The organism is Mesorhizobium sp. WSM4845 (genome assembly GCF_055811455.1).
The window spans coordinates 87161-101400 of the sequence record NZ_JBVVQA010000025.1 but is presented as its reverse complement, the minus strand read 5'-3'; the positions used below and the strand labels follow the sequence as shown (position 1 = coordinate 101400).

Sequence of the window (14240 nt, the reverse complement as noted above, 5' to 3'; positions counted from 1 at the left end):
TCTTCCGCCACCCCCGCCTCCTCCCGAAGAAGGAATGATTACGGGAGGTGCGGCAGCAGGCTCGTCCGCGACCGGTTTGACCACTTTCCTGGCGGCCACCGGTTTGGGAGCCGGGTTGACGACCTTCCGCGGAGCCGCGGCTCTGCGAACGACCTTCGGCGCCGGCGTGGGCGTCGCCACCAGCGGCATCGGCTGAAGGGGCGGCCAGGATGTGCAGCCCATGACCCCCGCCAAGGCGATGGACAGAGTTATCCCGATTGTTGCCTGCTTCAGATTTCTGCCCACCATTGCCTCCTTGTTGATCAGAACAAATCCCGACGCGGATTGGCTTGTTCCCAGACCGCCCTGGCCGCTTTGACCAGTTGCTTGTCGACAGAGCCGCTCAACGGAATCTTCGACTTGAGTTCCCCACGCAGCTGCTTCAACGCCGCCGCTTTCGGCTTGGCCCCGAATTGCGCCAACGTCGCCCGGGCGTCAGGCAGCTCATTGCGAAGATCGAGCGCAACTGTGAATGCCAGGAAACGCACGGCGACGGCCTGGTCGGCCTTGTCGCCCTTTTGCATCTCGAGGGCCGCGCGATCATAGGCGCCGGACTGGTCACCGCGCGAGGTTGCCAGTTCAAACAGACGTTGGGCTTCATCAAGGTTCTGCTCCACGCCAACGCCATCACGGTACATGCGCGCAAGACTGCCCGGCGCATAGGGCTGGCCGAAGTCCATGGCCTTCTGAAAAAGCGCCAGCGCAGCCTTCGGATCCTTCTCGACGCCCCGGCCGCTGAGGTAATTGCGACCGAGCAAGTTCATCGAATACATGTCCTGGCGTTGGACTCCGGCCTCCAGGAACGCAACGGCACGGGCCTGATCGGCGGGCACGCCGTTGCGGCCTTCGGTGAAGATCGCGCCGAGATCGTTCATGGCATAGGTGTGCCCCATCGCGGCCGCCTTGAGCAGCAGGTCCAGCCCCTTGCCGGTGTCGCGCTCGACGCCGTAGCCATGGAACAGGGCACGGCCCCATGACGTCATCCCGTAGGGATCGCCCTTGTCGGCCGCAGCCGCGTAGAAGGTGTTGGCCTGCTTGCGGTCGACAGCCTGGCCCGTTCCCGTCGCATGGAGGTAGCCGAGTTCGAACACCGCGCGCACGTGCCCCCTGTCGGCGGCCTGCTGTATCGCTTTCCTGGCCTGGTCGACCTTGCCGGCTGCAAGCAGCGCGCGTCCCAGTTCATAACGGAAGCGGGCGACATCGGGATACGCCTTCACCGCGGCCTCGCACAGCTTGACCGCGTCGGCGCCGATTTCATTTGGCAGCAAGCCGGGGACGACGCCTTGAAGGTCGAGAGGTTCGCCGGCAGCCAAATCGCACGGATCGACGCTCGGCGACAGTTTCATCTTGGCGGGTTTGGCTGTGCCGCTGTCCGCCCGAATTTCGAAGGCGATCTCGACTGGTGCGCTGGCTCCGATCTGGGGTTCATAGCGCAACCCCTCGACTTCGCCGACCGTCAAGCTCGATTCGGGCGACAGGGTGCGATCCGGCAGGGAGAGCGTCCCCGTTGCCGGATAGTTTATGACTTTCAGGCTGACCGCCGCATCGTCTGTCGGGACGTCGAGGTTCAGGGCAACGGCGCCGACGCCGACCGGAACGTCGACGTCCCGGTTCTCGATCGCCTCGGCCGCACCGGTGACATGAATGCCGCGCTGCAGCACCTGCTGCTTCTGCTCGGCTTCGAGCGAGGCCATCACCTGTTCGCCCTCGGCTCCTTCGCCGCTCTTGACCCGGAACACCAGCATGCCCTTGGCTTCGCCGCCCCAACTGTCGCGTGCGGCATAGGCCAGCATATCCATCTCTTCCGGCTCGCCAGTTCCCTTGGGGACATCCAACTGCAAACGCGGCAGATCCTTGCCCTGGATCAGGTCTCCCGCCTCGATGACCTTGCCGTCCAGCATCAGGCGTCCCAAGGCGGGTGGTCTTTCGATGCTGACGGTTATTGTCCCGCCATCGACCTGGACCGGTTCCGGGAGGTCCAGATCGATAGGGCCTGCCCCGGACAGCACGACTTTCTCCAATACCGGCGGCAGCGATGGGCGGCTGATGCGACGCATCAGAACGACTTCGTCGATCAGCGAAGAGTTCTCCCAGGGAACCTGCAGGCCCTTGGTAGCCTCAACCACATCCCGGCGGACGGCCGACATGACCGTGCGGATCTCCTGGTTCGGGGCGAGCGCGCGACGAGAAAACGCCGATGAGAAAGGACTGAGGTCGCCGGCGCCGTCGTAGGCGACCGCGCCGGGTTCGGTGGCGAAAGCAATCAGTGTGTTCAGTGAGCTTCTTACTTGCGCAAGGCCGGTGCCGCTGGCAGTAAGAAGCTGGTCCCTGAGCCAATAGTCCTTGCGAGGGAATGGATTGTTGCGGCAGGCATCGAGGATGATCACCTGGATCTTCGATTTCGAACGCATCTGCTGCAGCACATCGTTCAGCTTGATTGCCTGGACCTCGATGTCCGCCGCATCTTTCAACGAGGCGTCGACTGGGATCAGGAAATTTTCGCCGCCGATCTGAAAGCCGTGGCCGGAATAGTAGACGACAGCTACGTCCGCGCCGTCCACGGCGGCAAGATAGTTGCGGAACTGATCTTCAAATTGCAGCTTTGTAAGATTGCTGGCGACGAAAACATCAAAACCAGCCGCTCGAAACGTGTTGGATACGTCCACCACATCCTTGGCCGGGTTCTTGAGGGCCGAGATTTCCTGGTAATCGGAGTTGCCGATTACAAAGGCGACCCTTCGTTCGACTGCAGAAGCGTCGAAGGTCGCGACGCTTGCGAGCATCAAGGCCGCAACGAATGCGCAACGTCGGAGCATGGCAAATCCCTTAACCGTCGTTACCTGGCGACCACAAGAACACAGCTTGCAGTGCCAAGGTCCGTTAGAGAGCATGCTATCTGCCGAGACAGAAAAGAGAGAAAAGCCGTCGCGACAGCGGTATATTCCTCACTTGATCGGTCCCTAAATTACATCAGAGGCCGAGTGTCCGCAATGATCGTCAAAAGGTTTCTCAACTATTTGCCCGTGGTCGATTTGGCCCCCTCGGGCCGCGCGCGGCCGGCATAGCCTTGACTTGCGCATGCATCACGCGTCAGGGCGCCTGGGGTTTTCCACTGCTAATGTCGGCCTGCCCCTGATTTTTCCTAGCCACCATTTCCGCGACTCAATTAGCGTCTGCTTATGGAGCATCGGCACGCCATTCGACGGAACAAGGAAGGGCTTTGGGAGGTCTACGATATAGACGACGATAGGGTGGTCTTCGCAGAAGGGGTGGCTCTGACAGATTTGCTGGATGAGGAGGCGCTCGACGCCCTGGAGTTGCTAAAAGGTGGATTCCTGGTCCCGAGCAGCGCTCCCAAGGCCAGTTGACACTTCCCCAAGGGATACGCCGAGGCGCCGCGAGATGGGGCTGAAGGCGGATCGCCGACACGCAAAAGCGCCGCCGCCTGGCGGGCTCCTGGATGCGTTCGCTCGTCGAGATCTATTTTCGGCCACGTCGCAGCCGCGATACAGACGGTGTGGATCAATTTGCGAGGCTCAGCGCGCCGCAGCGTGGCAAAACGAAAAATTCTCCTTCGTTTGGTTGATGCCGGAACAGTGCTTCGTCCGTAAGTTCGTGCTATATATTAGCAGGAGCTGTTATGAGGTTTTTGCCGGTTCAGGAGCCTACCAACACATGGGCCGTGTTCGACACGACGGTGGATGTGCCGGCGCACTTCGCTGGTATTTGCCTTATCGGCTTGCCGCGGGAGCGGGCAGAGTGGCTCGCAGCAAGGGCCAACCAAGATGCGTTGGCAAGAAGCAGCAGGATCGGCCGGCTCTCGTCTCCGGAGACTGAGCACGCCGTGCTGCCGATACGCAAATGCCAGAAATCGCTTACATCAGCAGGAGGGGTTTCAATGACGGGGGAAGAGGCCGCGGCGTTGGCAGCCGGGTACCAGCAGCCACCGTAAGTCCGATATCACCAGCGATACAGCCATTGGTTCTGGGCAAGACCATCCAGCTTGCCCGGTTCCTGCCGGAAAGATCGCGGTTATTGCTGATCCGGCATCTCGGTATTCTCTTGGGGGTTCTTTTCGATGCCCGCGGCAGGCGAGGTGTCGGCCGGGGCGTTCCCACCCTGGTTTTGCTCAGGGGCTCTTGTGAGTGGCGAGGTGCGCCAGCCCATGTCGGCATACAAAAAGCCAATGAGAAAGCCGACGATAATGATCGCTGCTATGACCAGCGAAAGTATGGCGTTACGTCGCTCCATGTCCGGCTCCTTCCTGCGAGCCGAACAGCCAGTATCGAAAATGGTTCCCATCCAGCGGCAGGTCGTGGAACTTCGCACCGTGCCGGCGGTTGACACGCAGGGCTGCGACCGGTGAACGAAGCCTCCGTTGTTTCCGTCGCAGCAGGAAGGAGACACCATGGCCCACAAGAAAACTACATCGAAACCGGCAATCCGGCAGGCAAATGCCGCTGGCTTGCGTCGTCCAAGGCGGGATGCTGACGATACGGATGCCGGAGCCAGGCCACCGACGCCGAAAAGCGCGGGAGCCTCGAAGCCCTCGACCGCTCCGCTGGACAATCCGGTGGCCAACCGCAATGCCGGCCGGCCGCGCCAGCAAGGCGCCACGCCCCGACCGACCGAAAAGCCGCTGGACTGAAGGGCAAACGAGCTAGGACGTCGGGACCAATTCCGCCAAGGCTCTGAGAATGGCCGCCTGATCTGCCGGCTTGCGAACAAATCTAGCGTTGGCGAACGCGGATGGAACATCGCGCGGCCCAAAGCCGGTCAGGCACGCGAACGGAATATGGCGGGTTTTTAGTTCTTCTGCGATCGCCAGGCTCGTTTCGCCATGCAGTTGAACATCCAGCAGCGCCACGTCGACAGGATTTTCGCCGATAAGACGAAGGGCCGCCGCCACCGAAGGGGCCGGGCCGATCACCTGATGTCCCGAATCGCGCAGACAAGCAGCGATGTCCTCGGCGATGAGCCATTCATCCTCGACCACCAGAACGCGCAGCGGGTCGGTCACGGCGTCTCCTTGCGCAGCATCGGGAATGTGATCTGGACCTCAAGACCGTCACGGTTGAAGGTGGTCTCGACGTTTCCGCCAAGCCGGTAGCCGATCTCACCCTGCAGCAGGGAAAGCCCGAAGCCGCTGACTTCAGGTTTTCTGACCGGCGGCCCGTGTCGCTCGCACCAGGTGAGCGTGAAAACATCGCCGTCGCCAGACCATTTCAGCACGACCCTGCCCTCGGGCGTCGACAGCGCGCCATATTTGGCGGCGTTGGTCGCCAGTTCATGAATGACCATGCTAAGGGAAAGGCTCTGTTGCGGGCTAAGCTTCACTTCAGCGCCGTTAAGTTCGAACCGGTCAATGCTGAAAGGCTCGAGCTCCTGATGCAGCAGTTCGTTGATCGAAGCTTCTTTCCAGCGTTCCTTCGACAGCAGACCGTAAGCCCGCGACATGGCGTGCAGGCGACCAATCAGCGCTTCGGCGAACTCTTCCTTCGATTCCGAACTTTCACGGGTGCGGTTGGCGATGCTGGCGACCACCGCCAGCATGTTCTTGACGCGGTGGTTCAGCTCCGAAATGAGCACCCGGTTTTGCTCTTCCGTCTCGGCCAATGTGGTGACATCGACCAGCGTGACCACGACGCCCTGGATCCTGTCGTCCTTGTCGCGATACGGATTGATGCGAACCATATAAAACCGGCCCTGGTTGTCGCGCGCCAGATGATGGTTCAGGGTCTCTCCGGTTTCGAAGACGGCATCGATATGCGGTTTCAGCTCGGGATAGTCGAGCTGGCTCGAAAGCTCGGTCAGCGGCCGGCCGACGTCGGAGGGACGCAGGCTGAAGAAGGACGAGGCCGGCGGAGTAAAGGTCCGCACCACCAGATTGCGATCGAGGAAAATGGTTGCGATCTTCGTGCTCTCGAACAGATTGCGCAAATCGCTGTTGGCGCGATCGAGCTCCTCTATCTTGTTGGTCAGTTCCGAATTGATGGTGTTGAGTTCCTCGTTGAGCGACTGCATCTCCTCCTTCGAGGCCTCGAGCTCCTCATTGGTCGACTGCGCCTCCTCGTTGACGGAGACCAGTTCCTCGTTCGAGGATTTCACTTCTTCCAGTGCGGTTTCGTACTCCTCGATCGTCGATTGCAGTCGCTCCCGCGTTTCGCGCAGCTCCCGCTCGAGATCGGCAGTGCCTTCGCTGCTACGGTTTTCGGGCCCAACATCGGACCGCGCCTGCACCGGCCCCGTCGGTTCGAACAGGACGAGATAAAGCCGTTCGCCCTTGCCGCGTTCCGCCAGGGGCTCGACAGTGAGTTTGATCGACAGGGCCTGTTCGTCGTCCTCGTCAACGACGACATTTTCCCGCACGACGGTGCGGCGCGTCGTGGCGGCTTCCCGCAATGCCGCGCGCAGGTCGAGCCTTATCCCGGAGCGGGCCAAAGTCAGCACCTGCCGGCTCGGAATGCCTTGCGGCGCTTCGAGATATCGGCCGGTCCGCGCCGAATAGTAGACGACGTCACCGTCGCCATTCACCACGACATGCGGCGGCGCGAAACGCTCCAGCACCTGTGCCTCGACCGCCTGTCGAAGCGGATAGCTGGCGGTTCGCTTGTTCGGCCCCGTTCCTTCAGGCAGGAAGGCGCCTGAACGGCCATCGCCGATCAGCATCGGCAGCCTAATGTGTGGCGAGGCATGTTCCCGCGCCTGAAAAATGCGCTGCTTCTTGTCGACGGTGGCGAAGAGGTTGTCGTGCTGGCCGACGCTTTCGGACGTGCCGAGGAAAAGATAACCGCCCGGCTTCAGCGCGTAGTGGAAGATCGGAATCACCCGGTTCTGGATGTCCGAGCCGAAATAGATCAGCAGGTTGCGGCATGAAACCATGTCCATGCGTGAAAACGGCGGGTCGCGGACGACGCTGTGAGGGGAAAAGACGCACAGCTCCCGGACCTCGTTGGCAAGCACGTTGCTCTCGCCGTCGCTGCTGAAAAAACGCTGCCTGCGCTCGGGCGAGACGCCCTGCAGCAATGCCGCCGGGTAACGCGCCGCGCGCGCCACCGCAAGCGCGGGCTCATCGATGTCGGTCGCAAATATCTGGACGCGCGGCACAACCGAAAGCGTCTCCATGTGTTCGCGCAACAGCATGCCGATCGAGAACACCTCCTCGCCGGTGGCGCAGCCAGGCACCCAGATCCTGACGGCGTCGCTGGCGGTCTTGCCCTCGAACAGCTGCGGTACGACCTTCTCCTCGAGCAGCTTGAACGCGTCGGGATCACGGAAAAAATCGGTGACGTTGATCAAAAGGTCACGAAAAAGGTTCGCCACCTCGCGAGGGTCCTTCTTCAGCCATTCAACATACTCTTCAATGGAATCAAGCTGTCCGATTTGCATGCGCCGCTTGATGCGCCGCAGGAATGTCTTGGTCTTATAGCCTGAGAAATCGTGGCCGGATTGGCCCTGCAGAATGCCGTAGATCTCGTCGCGGAGCCGATCCAGTTCTGCCGTCTCGTGCTCGCCGTCTCCGGCAACGCCGTTCAGCATGTCGAAGCTGCGGGCGAACCCCTCGAGCTTCGCGCCGATCTCCTCCGCCGGCGCCGCAATGTCGATCAGCCCGCTGGAGATCGCACTTTTCGGCATGTCCGGGTTGCGCGGACCGTAGCCGTCGGGAGCCTGGGCGACCGTCAGTCCGCCACGCTCCTTGATCGCCTTGGCGCCAAGCGTGCCATCGGAATCGCCGCCCGACAAAATGACGCCAACCGCATATTCGCCCTGATCCTCCGCCAACGCGCTAAAAAAGATATCGATCGGCTTGCGCTCGCGGCTGAGCACGTTGGATGGCCGCAGGTGCAGCACTCCCCGCTCGATCGTGAGAACGACGTTTTGCGGCATCACATAGACGTGGTCGGACAGGATAGTGGTGCTGTCCTCGACGACGACAACCGGGAGTTGCGTGTAACGTCCGACGACCTCATGAAGCAGGCTTTCGCGCTCGGGGCTGAGATGGGTGACGATGACGAACGCCATGCCGGGCTGGCCGGTGATGCCTTTGAACAGGCCCTCCATTGCAGGAATGCCGCCGGCCGACGCGCCGACGCCCACAATTGGAAATCTCTTCACCTGAGATGTCACCGCAAGCCCTCGGTTGAACAGCCTAGACGACAAGGCCGCCAAATCGACCCAAAGCCCACTACCGGGCTGAACGCAACGCCCAGCATATAACGTGCGCGAGGGCCGGAACAAGTCCGTGCAGACGGCGTTAAAGTCGGGATTATTGTGGAACTCCAATGTCAAAGCGCACACCTGAGCTGAAGCTGACAAGACGAGCGTCGTTGCGCTTCGAGGATCTGCTGAGTTTGCCGGGAAACGAATCCATTCCGCCGCGCATGCTTGTTTTGGCGAAGCGATTGCAGGCAGCCTTGCAGGAACATTCCGAACAGGCCCGTGCGGACACTTGCAAATTCCGCTCGAAGAAAGGGCGATGAGGTGCGCGATCTCCGAGGAGTGCGCATCCTGATAGTCGAAGACGATTGGGTATTGGCCGGCGATCTTGCAAGATATTTCGGCAATATGGGCGCGGTCGTCCTTGGCCCTGCGGCGACCGTCGAACATGCCTCCATGCATACCGAGGTGGCTGAGGCTGCGATCCTCGACGTCAATCTCAACGGCCGGCGGGTGTTTCCGATCGCCGACGAACTGATGCGCCGCGGCGTTCCCTTCGTCTTTTTCAGTGGTGACGAGGACATCGTCATCCCCGAACGTCTCCGCCACGCCAGCAATCTTCGAAAATCGTCGGATAGCTACGCCGTCTTCGACGCCTTGTTCCCTCCGGAAAAATCCGCCCTTGCCGGTCGCCCTGCCGTGAACTTGTCGGACAACGTGTTTTCACTTCTGCCGAAGCTCAGGCTCGCAGCGCGGCTGCTTCTGGGCGACGTCGGTGCTTCCGATCGGCTGGTCGAACGAACACTGGAGCGCGCCATCGGCGAGATCGACAGGCGGCGGCCCGGTGTATCGACCGAAGACTGGCTGAACGGCATCATGCGAAACATTGCCGGATCGGGCGGAACCAGCCTGCTGCACTGAGATTGGTTTTCTAACAGTCTAAAAAGTAGGCGAAAACAGCCATCTATAGTTACCCGACAGCGCTGAGTAGCAGCTTCCTCAGCCGTTCTTGCGGTCGATGAATTTGTTGAACCGGCTGTTTTTTCCGGAGCCGGTTTCGTCCTGGTAAAGGAAAGTCAGGTCGTTCTCGTCGAAAATCCGGAAGAACTCATCCCATTCGATGGGTTCGAGCTTCTCCTCGGGCTCGCCAAAATCGATCCGCAAGATGCCGCCCTCGCCCCTGGTTCGTACAACTGCCGGTCGGCCACCACGATCTTCGGCCCATTGGCGGATCTCGTCATGATTGGTGGTTGTTTTCGATTCAGACATTGAAATCTCCCTTTGATCCAGGCTTGAGCGTGTGAGCCTCGCGCCCACGGGCCGGTTGAGCGCCCTAACCCCAAAGAAGCTGCAATGTTCCAGCGCATCGCCCAAGGCTCGTTCGCCATGCGTTCACCTCAGGTTGCAGCCTCGCCAAAACCATCTTTGTTGAAGCAGAGGGAACAAACCTTTTGCCAAACAGTTCGGGGCGCCAAGGCCAACTGCGTAAGGAGTTGTCGTGAAACGCATACTGGTTACAGGAGGGTGCGGTTTCATCGGCCGCCACGTCGTCCAGGAACTCGTCGAACATGGTTATGCCGTCTGCATTCTCGATGCGCTGCTGGAACAGGTGCACGGCAGCGAGGCGATCAGCCTGCCGGCAGGAGCCGAACTGATCAAAGGCGACGTTCGCGATCGCGCCGCCGTCGCCGAGGCGCTGCAGGGCGTCGACGCCACCGTTCATCTCGCCGCCGAGGTCGGCGTCGGCCAGTCCATGTACGAGATCGCCCGCTATGTCGGTGCCAACGACCTCGGCACCGCCACCCTGCTCGAGGCACTGATCAAGCATCCGGTCGAGAGGATCGTCGTCGCCTCTTCGATGAGCGTCTACGGCGAGGGTCTCTATGCCACGCCAGGCGGTAGGCGCGTCGACAATGCACGGCGGCAGGCCGGCGACGTCAAGAGCGGCCAATGGAATCCGCTGTCGGCGGCGGATGAAAGTCTGTCGCCGCTGCCGACAGACGAGGAAAAGCCGGTCGACCTCGCCTCGATCTATGCGCTGACGAAATATGCCCAGGAGCGCGCCGTGCTGATCTTCGGCGATGCCTATGGCGTCGACGCGGTCGCGCTGCGCCTGTTCAACGTCTTCGGCGCCGGACAGGCGCTGTCAAACCCTTACACCGGCGTTCTGGCGAATTTCGCTTCCCGCCTCGCCAACGGCCAGCGGCCGATGATTTTCGAAGATGGCGAGCAGAAACGCGATTTCGTGCATGTGCGCGACGTCGCCCGCGCGTTCCGCCTGGCGCTGGAACAACGCCAGGCGCGCGGCCACGTCATCAACATCGGCAGCGGACGCGCCTATGCGATCAGCGAGGTCGCCCGGCTGCTCGCCGACGCCATGGGTGTGCCTGACCATCGGCCTGATATCCTCGGCAAGGCGCGCGCCGGCGATATCCGCAATTGCTTCGCCGATATCTCGAAGGCGCGCGAACTGCTCGGTTTCGAGCCGCAGCACCGCCTGGAGCATTCACTCGACGAGTTCGTCGCATGGGTGCGCAACACGGCCGCCATCGACCGCGGCGCCGACATGAAACGGGAACTCGAAGAGCGAGGACTGGTGTCATGAGGCCGGACGGTTTTCGTGAAGCGCCGGTGGCTATCCTCGGCGGCAGCGGCTTCATCGGCTCGAACCTCGCCGACAGCCTGTTGTCGGATGGGGTGCCGGTGCTGGTCATCGACAATCTCAGCCGCCCGGGCGTCGATCAGAACCTGGCCTGGCTGGCGCAGAAGCACGGCAATCAACTTGCCGTGGAAACCGCCGATGTCCGGGACGAAGACGTGCTGGCGCCGCTTTTGGTGCATGCCAGGGCGATATTTCATCTCGCCGCGCAGACCGCCGTCACCACGAGCCTGGCCCAGCCAAGCGAAGATTTCGACATCAATCTGCGCGGAACCTTCAACGTCCTGGAAGCGGCTCGCCTTAGCGGCAGACGCATTCCCGTGATCTTCGCCAGCACCAACAAGGTCTATGGCGGCCTGCCCGACGTCACAGTGCGCGAAGAGGACGATCGGTGCGTGCCCTGCGATGCCGGCATCCGCGCCAACGGCATAGACGAGGCCTGCGGCCTGGATTTCTGCACCCCCTATGGCTGCTCCAAAGGCGCGGCCGACCAATATGTGCTCGATTATGCCAAGTCGTACAATCTGCCGACCGCGGTCCTGCGCATGAGCTGCATCTACGGGCCGCGCCAGTTCGGCACGGAGGACCAGGGCTGGGTCGCCCATTTTCTGCTCAGCGCGCTTTCCGGCCGGCCGATCACGATCTACGGCAACGGCAAGCAGGTGCGCGATATCCTTCATGTCAGCGACGCCGTTGCGGCCTATCGCGGGGTACTTGCCCGGATCGACGACATCAAGGGCCAGGCATTCAATCTCGGTGGCGGACCGGGCAACGCCGTCAGCCTGCGCATGCTAATCGAGGAGATCGGCGAGCTGACCGGGCGGAACCTCGCGATCCGCTACGACCGGGAACGCACCGGCGACCAACCTTTCTTTGTCGCCGATACCCGCAAGTTAGAAGCGACGCTCGACTGGAAAGCGCATGTCTCCTGGCGCGACGGCGTCCGCGATCTCGCCGACTGGCTCCGGCGTCATCGCCTCGAGCCTGAACCAGCGAGGTACGTGGCATGAAAGTCGCCCTGGTCAATCCGTTCTGGACCTACGAGGACAGCATCTATTTCGGCTGCCGCCAGCCACATCTGCCGCTGGAACTGGGCTACTCGAAAGCCTCGCTGGAGGCCGACGGCCATCAGGTGCTGATGCTGGACGGGCAAATCCAGAAGCTCGACAACGCGGCACTTGCCGATCGCGTCGCCGCTTTCGCACCGGCCATGACCGTCGTCAGCACGGCGCCGACCTATTTGTTTTGGCGCTGCGCGCCGCCCGAGCTGCGTGTACCAGCCGACTTCCTCAACCGCCTCGCCCGGCGGGGCGGCCGCACAGTGGCTGTCGGGCCGCACGGCTCGGCGACGCCGGCGCCGACGCTGCGCAAGCTGGGCGTCGATGTCGTCGTGCGCGGCGAATGCGAAGAGGTCGTCGCAGAACTCGCCCGCGGTGACGATTGGAGCGCCGTGCCCCACACCGCCCACCTCGACGAGGGGAAACTTGTCGGCAGCGGCGGCGTTCACGCCAGTTCGTTTGTCGATCATCCGCCGCTCAGCTGGCCGTCCGATTGGATAGCCGCGCATTCGCACCATCACCACCGATTCGATGACAATCAGCTGGGTTTCGGCGCGGAGGTCGAGGCATCTCGCGGCTGCCCCTACAATTGCAGCTTCTGCGCCAAGATGGATTTCCGCGACGCCTACCGCCGCAGGAGCCACGATGCGATCATCGCTGAAATCGATCGGCTGATCTGGCAAGGCGTCGGCTACATCTATTTTATCGACGAGATATTCCTGCCGCAGAAGGCGCTGCTGGAGGCACTGGTCGATCGCGACGTCAAGTTCGGCGTGCAGACCCGCATCGATCTTTGGAAGCCGGAGCTCCTGGAATTGCTTGGTGCGGCCGGCTGCGTTTCGATCGAAGCCGGCCTTGAAAGCCTGACGGTGGAAGGCCGGGCCATGCTGGCAAAGCGTTGCCGGCTGGGCACCGAGGAACTGGCCGCTTTGCTGGTCAATGCACGACGTCACGTTCCGTTCGTCCAGGCCAATCTGATCGGCGTCGTCGAGGACGATCCGGCTCTGGTCGATCATTGGCGCAAGCACCTCATCGACCGCGGCGTGTGGGCCAACGAGCCGGTGCCGCTCTATCCCTATCCCAGTTCGCCCAGCTATCGCGAGCTTTGGGGCGAGCCCGACGATCTCGCCTGGGAGCGCGCCCACGAACATTACCTAGCCTCGTTCCGGACCTTCAGCGATATCCAGGAGAAACGCCCGCGAGCGCTGGCCGAGTTGGAGGCGACATGTTGCAGTCACTGATCCGCCGCCCGCGGCGAATCCTGATGACCGTCGATGCCGTCGGCGGCGTCTGGCGCTACGCGCTCGATCTGGCGCGGGAGTTGGCTCATGGCGGCGACAGCATCGTGCTCGCCGGGCTGGGCCCGGAACCGTCGGAGGAGCAGGCGAAGGAGGCGCAGGCTTTCGCCGGCCTGGCGTGGCTCAAGACACCGCCGGACTGGATGACCCGCAATGAGGACGATCTGGAAATGTTGCCGCAGGAACTGCGCGCGCTTGTTGGCGATCACGCGATCGACCTCGTCCATCTCAATGCGCCGACACAGGCCGTTGGACTTGATCTGCCCTGCCCGGTCGTGACGGTCTCGCACTCATGCGTCGTGACCTGGCTCCACGCCGTCAGGGGACAGGCTGTGGACGGCGAATGGGCATGGCAGAAGGACCGCAACAGACGCGGTTTCGATGGGGCCAATGCGGTAATCGCGCCCAGCCGCAGCCATGCCGGCATGCTCGAGGCCTGCTACGGGCCGATCGCCGGCCTGAGCGTTGTCAGCAACGGCACACGGCCGGGTCCAAAGGCAGAGCGACGCGAACCGGTGGTTGTCGCCGCCGCGCGCTGGTGGGACGAAGGAAAGAACGCAGCTACGCTGGACCAGGCAGCAGCGCTGACGAAATGGCCAGTCTTCGCTGCCGGGCCGATCGAGGGCGGCGATGGCCAACGCGTCAGTTTCAGCAATGTCGTTGCTCTGGGCTCGGTCTGCCACGACGAGGTGCGTCGCTTGATGGCGCGGGCCGGCATCTTCGTATCGCCCTCCATTTATGAACCATTTGGCCTTGCCGCACTGGAGGCAGCGACGTCGGCGACACCTTTGGTGCTTGCCGACATCCCGACCTATCGCGAATTGTGGAATGGCGCGGCTTTGTTCTACGACGTCCACGATCCAGGCGATCTCGCCAGACGTGTCGATTGTCTCTCTGACGACGCCCAGTACAGGCGCCGGCTCGGCGACGCCGCCGCACGCCGAGCCCGCAGGTTTTCACCAGCAAGGCAAGCGGCGGCCATGCACGACATCTACGATCGGGCCGCCCTGGCCGTTGCGGAACGCTGAC

At 62.1% G+C, this 14240-nt stretch carries 13 protein-coding genes; 8 read left to right on the top strand and 5 right to left on the bottom strand.

Annotation, left to right across the window (positions count from 1 at the left end; translation table 11 throughout):
• On the top strand, positions 1-196 hold a 196-nt coding region (locus AC0L2C_RS24885; RefSeq protein ID WP_473524666.1), incomplete at its 5' end, for a hypothetical protein.
• A 106-nt stretch (positions 197-302) separates the two neighbouring features.
• On the opposite strand, the gene AC0L2C_RS24880 is transcribed toward AC0L2C_RS24885, so the two are convergent.
• Both AC0L2C_RS24880 and AC0L2C_RS24875 read right to left on the bottom strand, forming a co-directional pair.
• A complete protein-coding gene (locus AC0L2C_RS24880; protein ID WP_473524665.1) occupies positions 303-2822 on the bottom strand; it encodes a caspase family protein in 2520 nt (839 codons plus the stop codon).
• Positions 2823-4071: 1249 nt separating this feature from the next.
• Complete coding sequence (locus AC0L2C_RS24875; RefSeq protein WP_128172239.1) at positions 4072-4290, bottom strand: hypothetical protein; 219 nt, start codon at positions 4288-4290, stop codon at positions 4072-4074.
• 157 nt (positions 4291-4447) lie between these two features.
• Between AC0L2C_RS24875 and AC0L2C_RS24870 the strand changes: the two genes are divergently transcribed.
• On the top strand, positions 4448-4687 hold the full coding sequence (locus AC0L2C_RS24870) for a hypothetical protein (RefSeq protein WP_128172238.1): 240 nt from the start codon (positions 4448-4450) through the stop codon (positions 4685-4687).
• 12 nt (positions 4688-4699) lie between these two features.
• On the opposite strand, the gene AC0L2C_RS24865 is transcribed toward AC0L2C_RS24870, so the two are convergent.
• Positions 4700-5059 (bottom strand): response regulator, encoded by a 360-nt coding sequence (locus AC0L2C_RS24865; protein WP_023801272.1) that lies wholly within the window; start codon positions 5057-5059, stop codon positions 4700-4702.
• Positions 5056-8154, bottom strand: coding sequence for a CheR family methyltransferase (locus AC0L2C_RS24860; protein ID WP_473524664.1), 3099 nt, complete (start codon positions 8152-8154; stop codon positions 5056-5058). The genes AC0L2C_RS24865 and AC0L2C_RS24860 overlap by 4 nt, the downstream gene beginning before the upstream one ends.
• A 167-nt stretch (positions 8155-8321) precedes the next feature.
• Here AC0L2C_RS24860 and AC0L2C_RS24855 point away from each other — a divergent pair, with 167 nt between their 5' ends.
• Together AC0L2C_RS24855 and AC0L2C_RS24850 are read left to right on the top strand one after the other, a co-directional pair.
• Positions 8322-8519 carry a hypothetical protein gene (locus AC0L2C_RS24855; protein ID WP_473524663.1) on the top strand — a complete coding sequence of 66 codons (198 nt, stop codon included), beginning with the start codon at positions 8322-8324 and terminating at the stop codon, positions 8517-8519.
• 1 nt (position 8520) lies between these two features.
• Positions 8521-9117, top strand: coding sequence for a response regulator (locus AC0L2C_RS24850; protein WP_287050427.1), 597 nt, complete (start codon positions 8521-8523; stop codon positions 9115-9117).
• A gap of 78 nt (positions 9118-9195) precedes the next feature.
• Here the strand turns inward: AC0L2C_RS24850 and AC0L2C_RS24845 are convergent, their stop codons facing one another.
• Positions 9196-9465: a hypothetical protein gene (locus tag AC0L2C_RS24845; protein ID WP_027153502.1), complete on the bottom strand. Its 270-nt coding sequence runs from the start codon at positions 9463-9465 to the stop codon at positions 9196-9198.
• Between the two features lie 229 nt (positions 9466-9694).
• Between AC0L2C_RS24845 and AC0L2C_RS24840 the strand changes: the two genes are divergently transcribed.
• From AC0L2C_RS24840 to AC0L2C_RS24825, 4 genes are read left to right on the top strand one after another with little or no spacing between them, the layout of a single operon-like run.
• Positions 9695-10801, top strand: coding sequence for an NAD-dependent epimerase/dehydratase family protein (locus AC0L2C_RS24840; protein ID WP_287237170.1), 1107 nt, complete (start codon positions 9695-9697; stop codon positions 10799-10801).
• On the top strand, positions 10798-11865 hold the full coding sequence (locus AC0L2C_RS24835; RefSeq protein WP_287237169.1) for an NAD-dependent epimerase/dehydratase family protein: 1068 nt from the start codon (positions 10798-10800) through the stop codon (positions 11863-11865). The genes AC0L2C_RS24840 and AC0L2C_RS24835 overlap by 4 nt, the downstream gene beginning before the upstream one ends.
• Complete coding sequence (locus tag AC0L2C_RS24830; protein WP_287237168.1) at positions 11862-13154, top strand: TIGR04295 family B12-binding domain-containing radical SAM protein; 1293 nt, start codon at positions 11862-11864, stop codon at positions 13152-13154. Before AC0L2C_RS24835 ends, AC0L2C_RS24830 begins: the two co-directional genes overlap by 4 nt.
• Positions 13139-14239, top strand: coding sequence for a glycosyltransferase family 4 protein (locus AC0L2C_RS24825; protein WP_473524662.1), 1101 nt, complete (start codon positions 13139-13141; stop codon positions 14237-14239). Before AC0L2C_RS24830 ends, AC0L2C_RS24825 begins: the two co-directional genes overlap by 16 nt.
• The last annotated feature ends 1 nt before the right edge of the window (position 14240 follow it).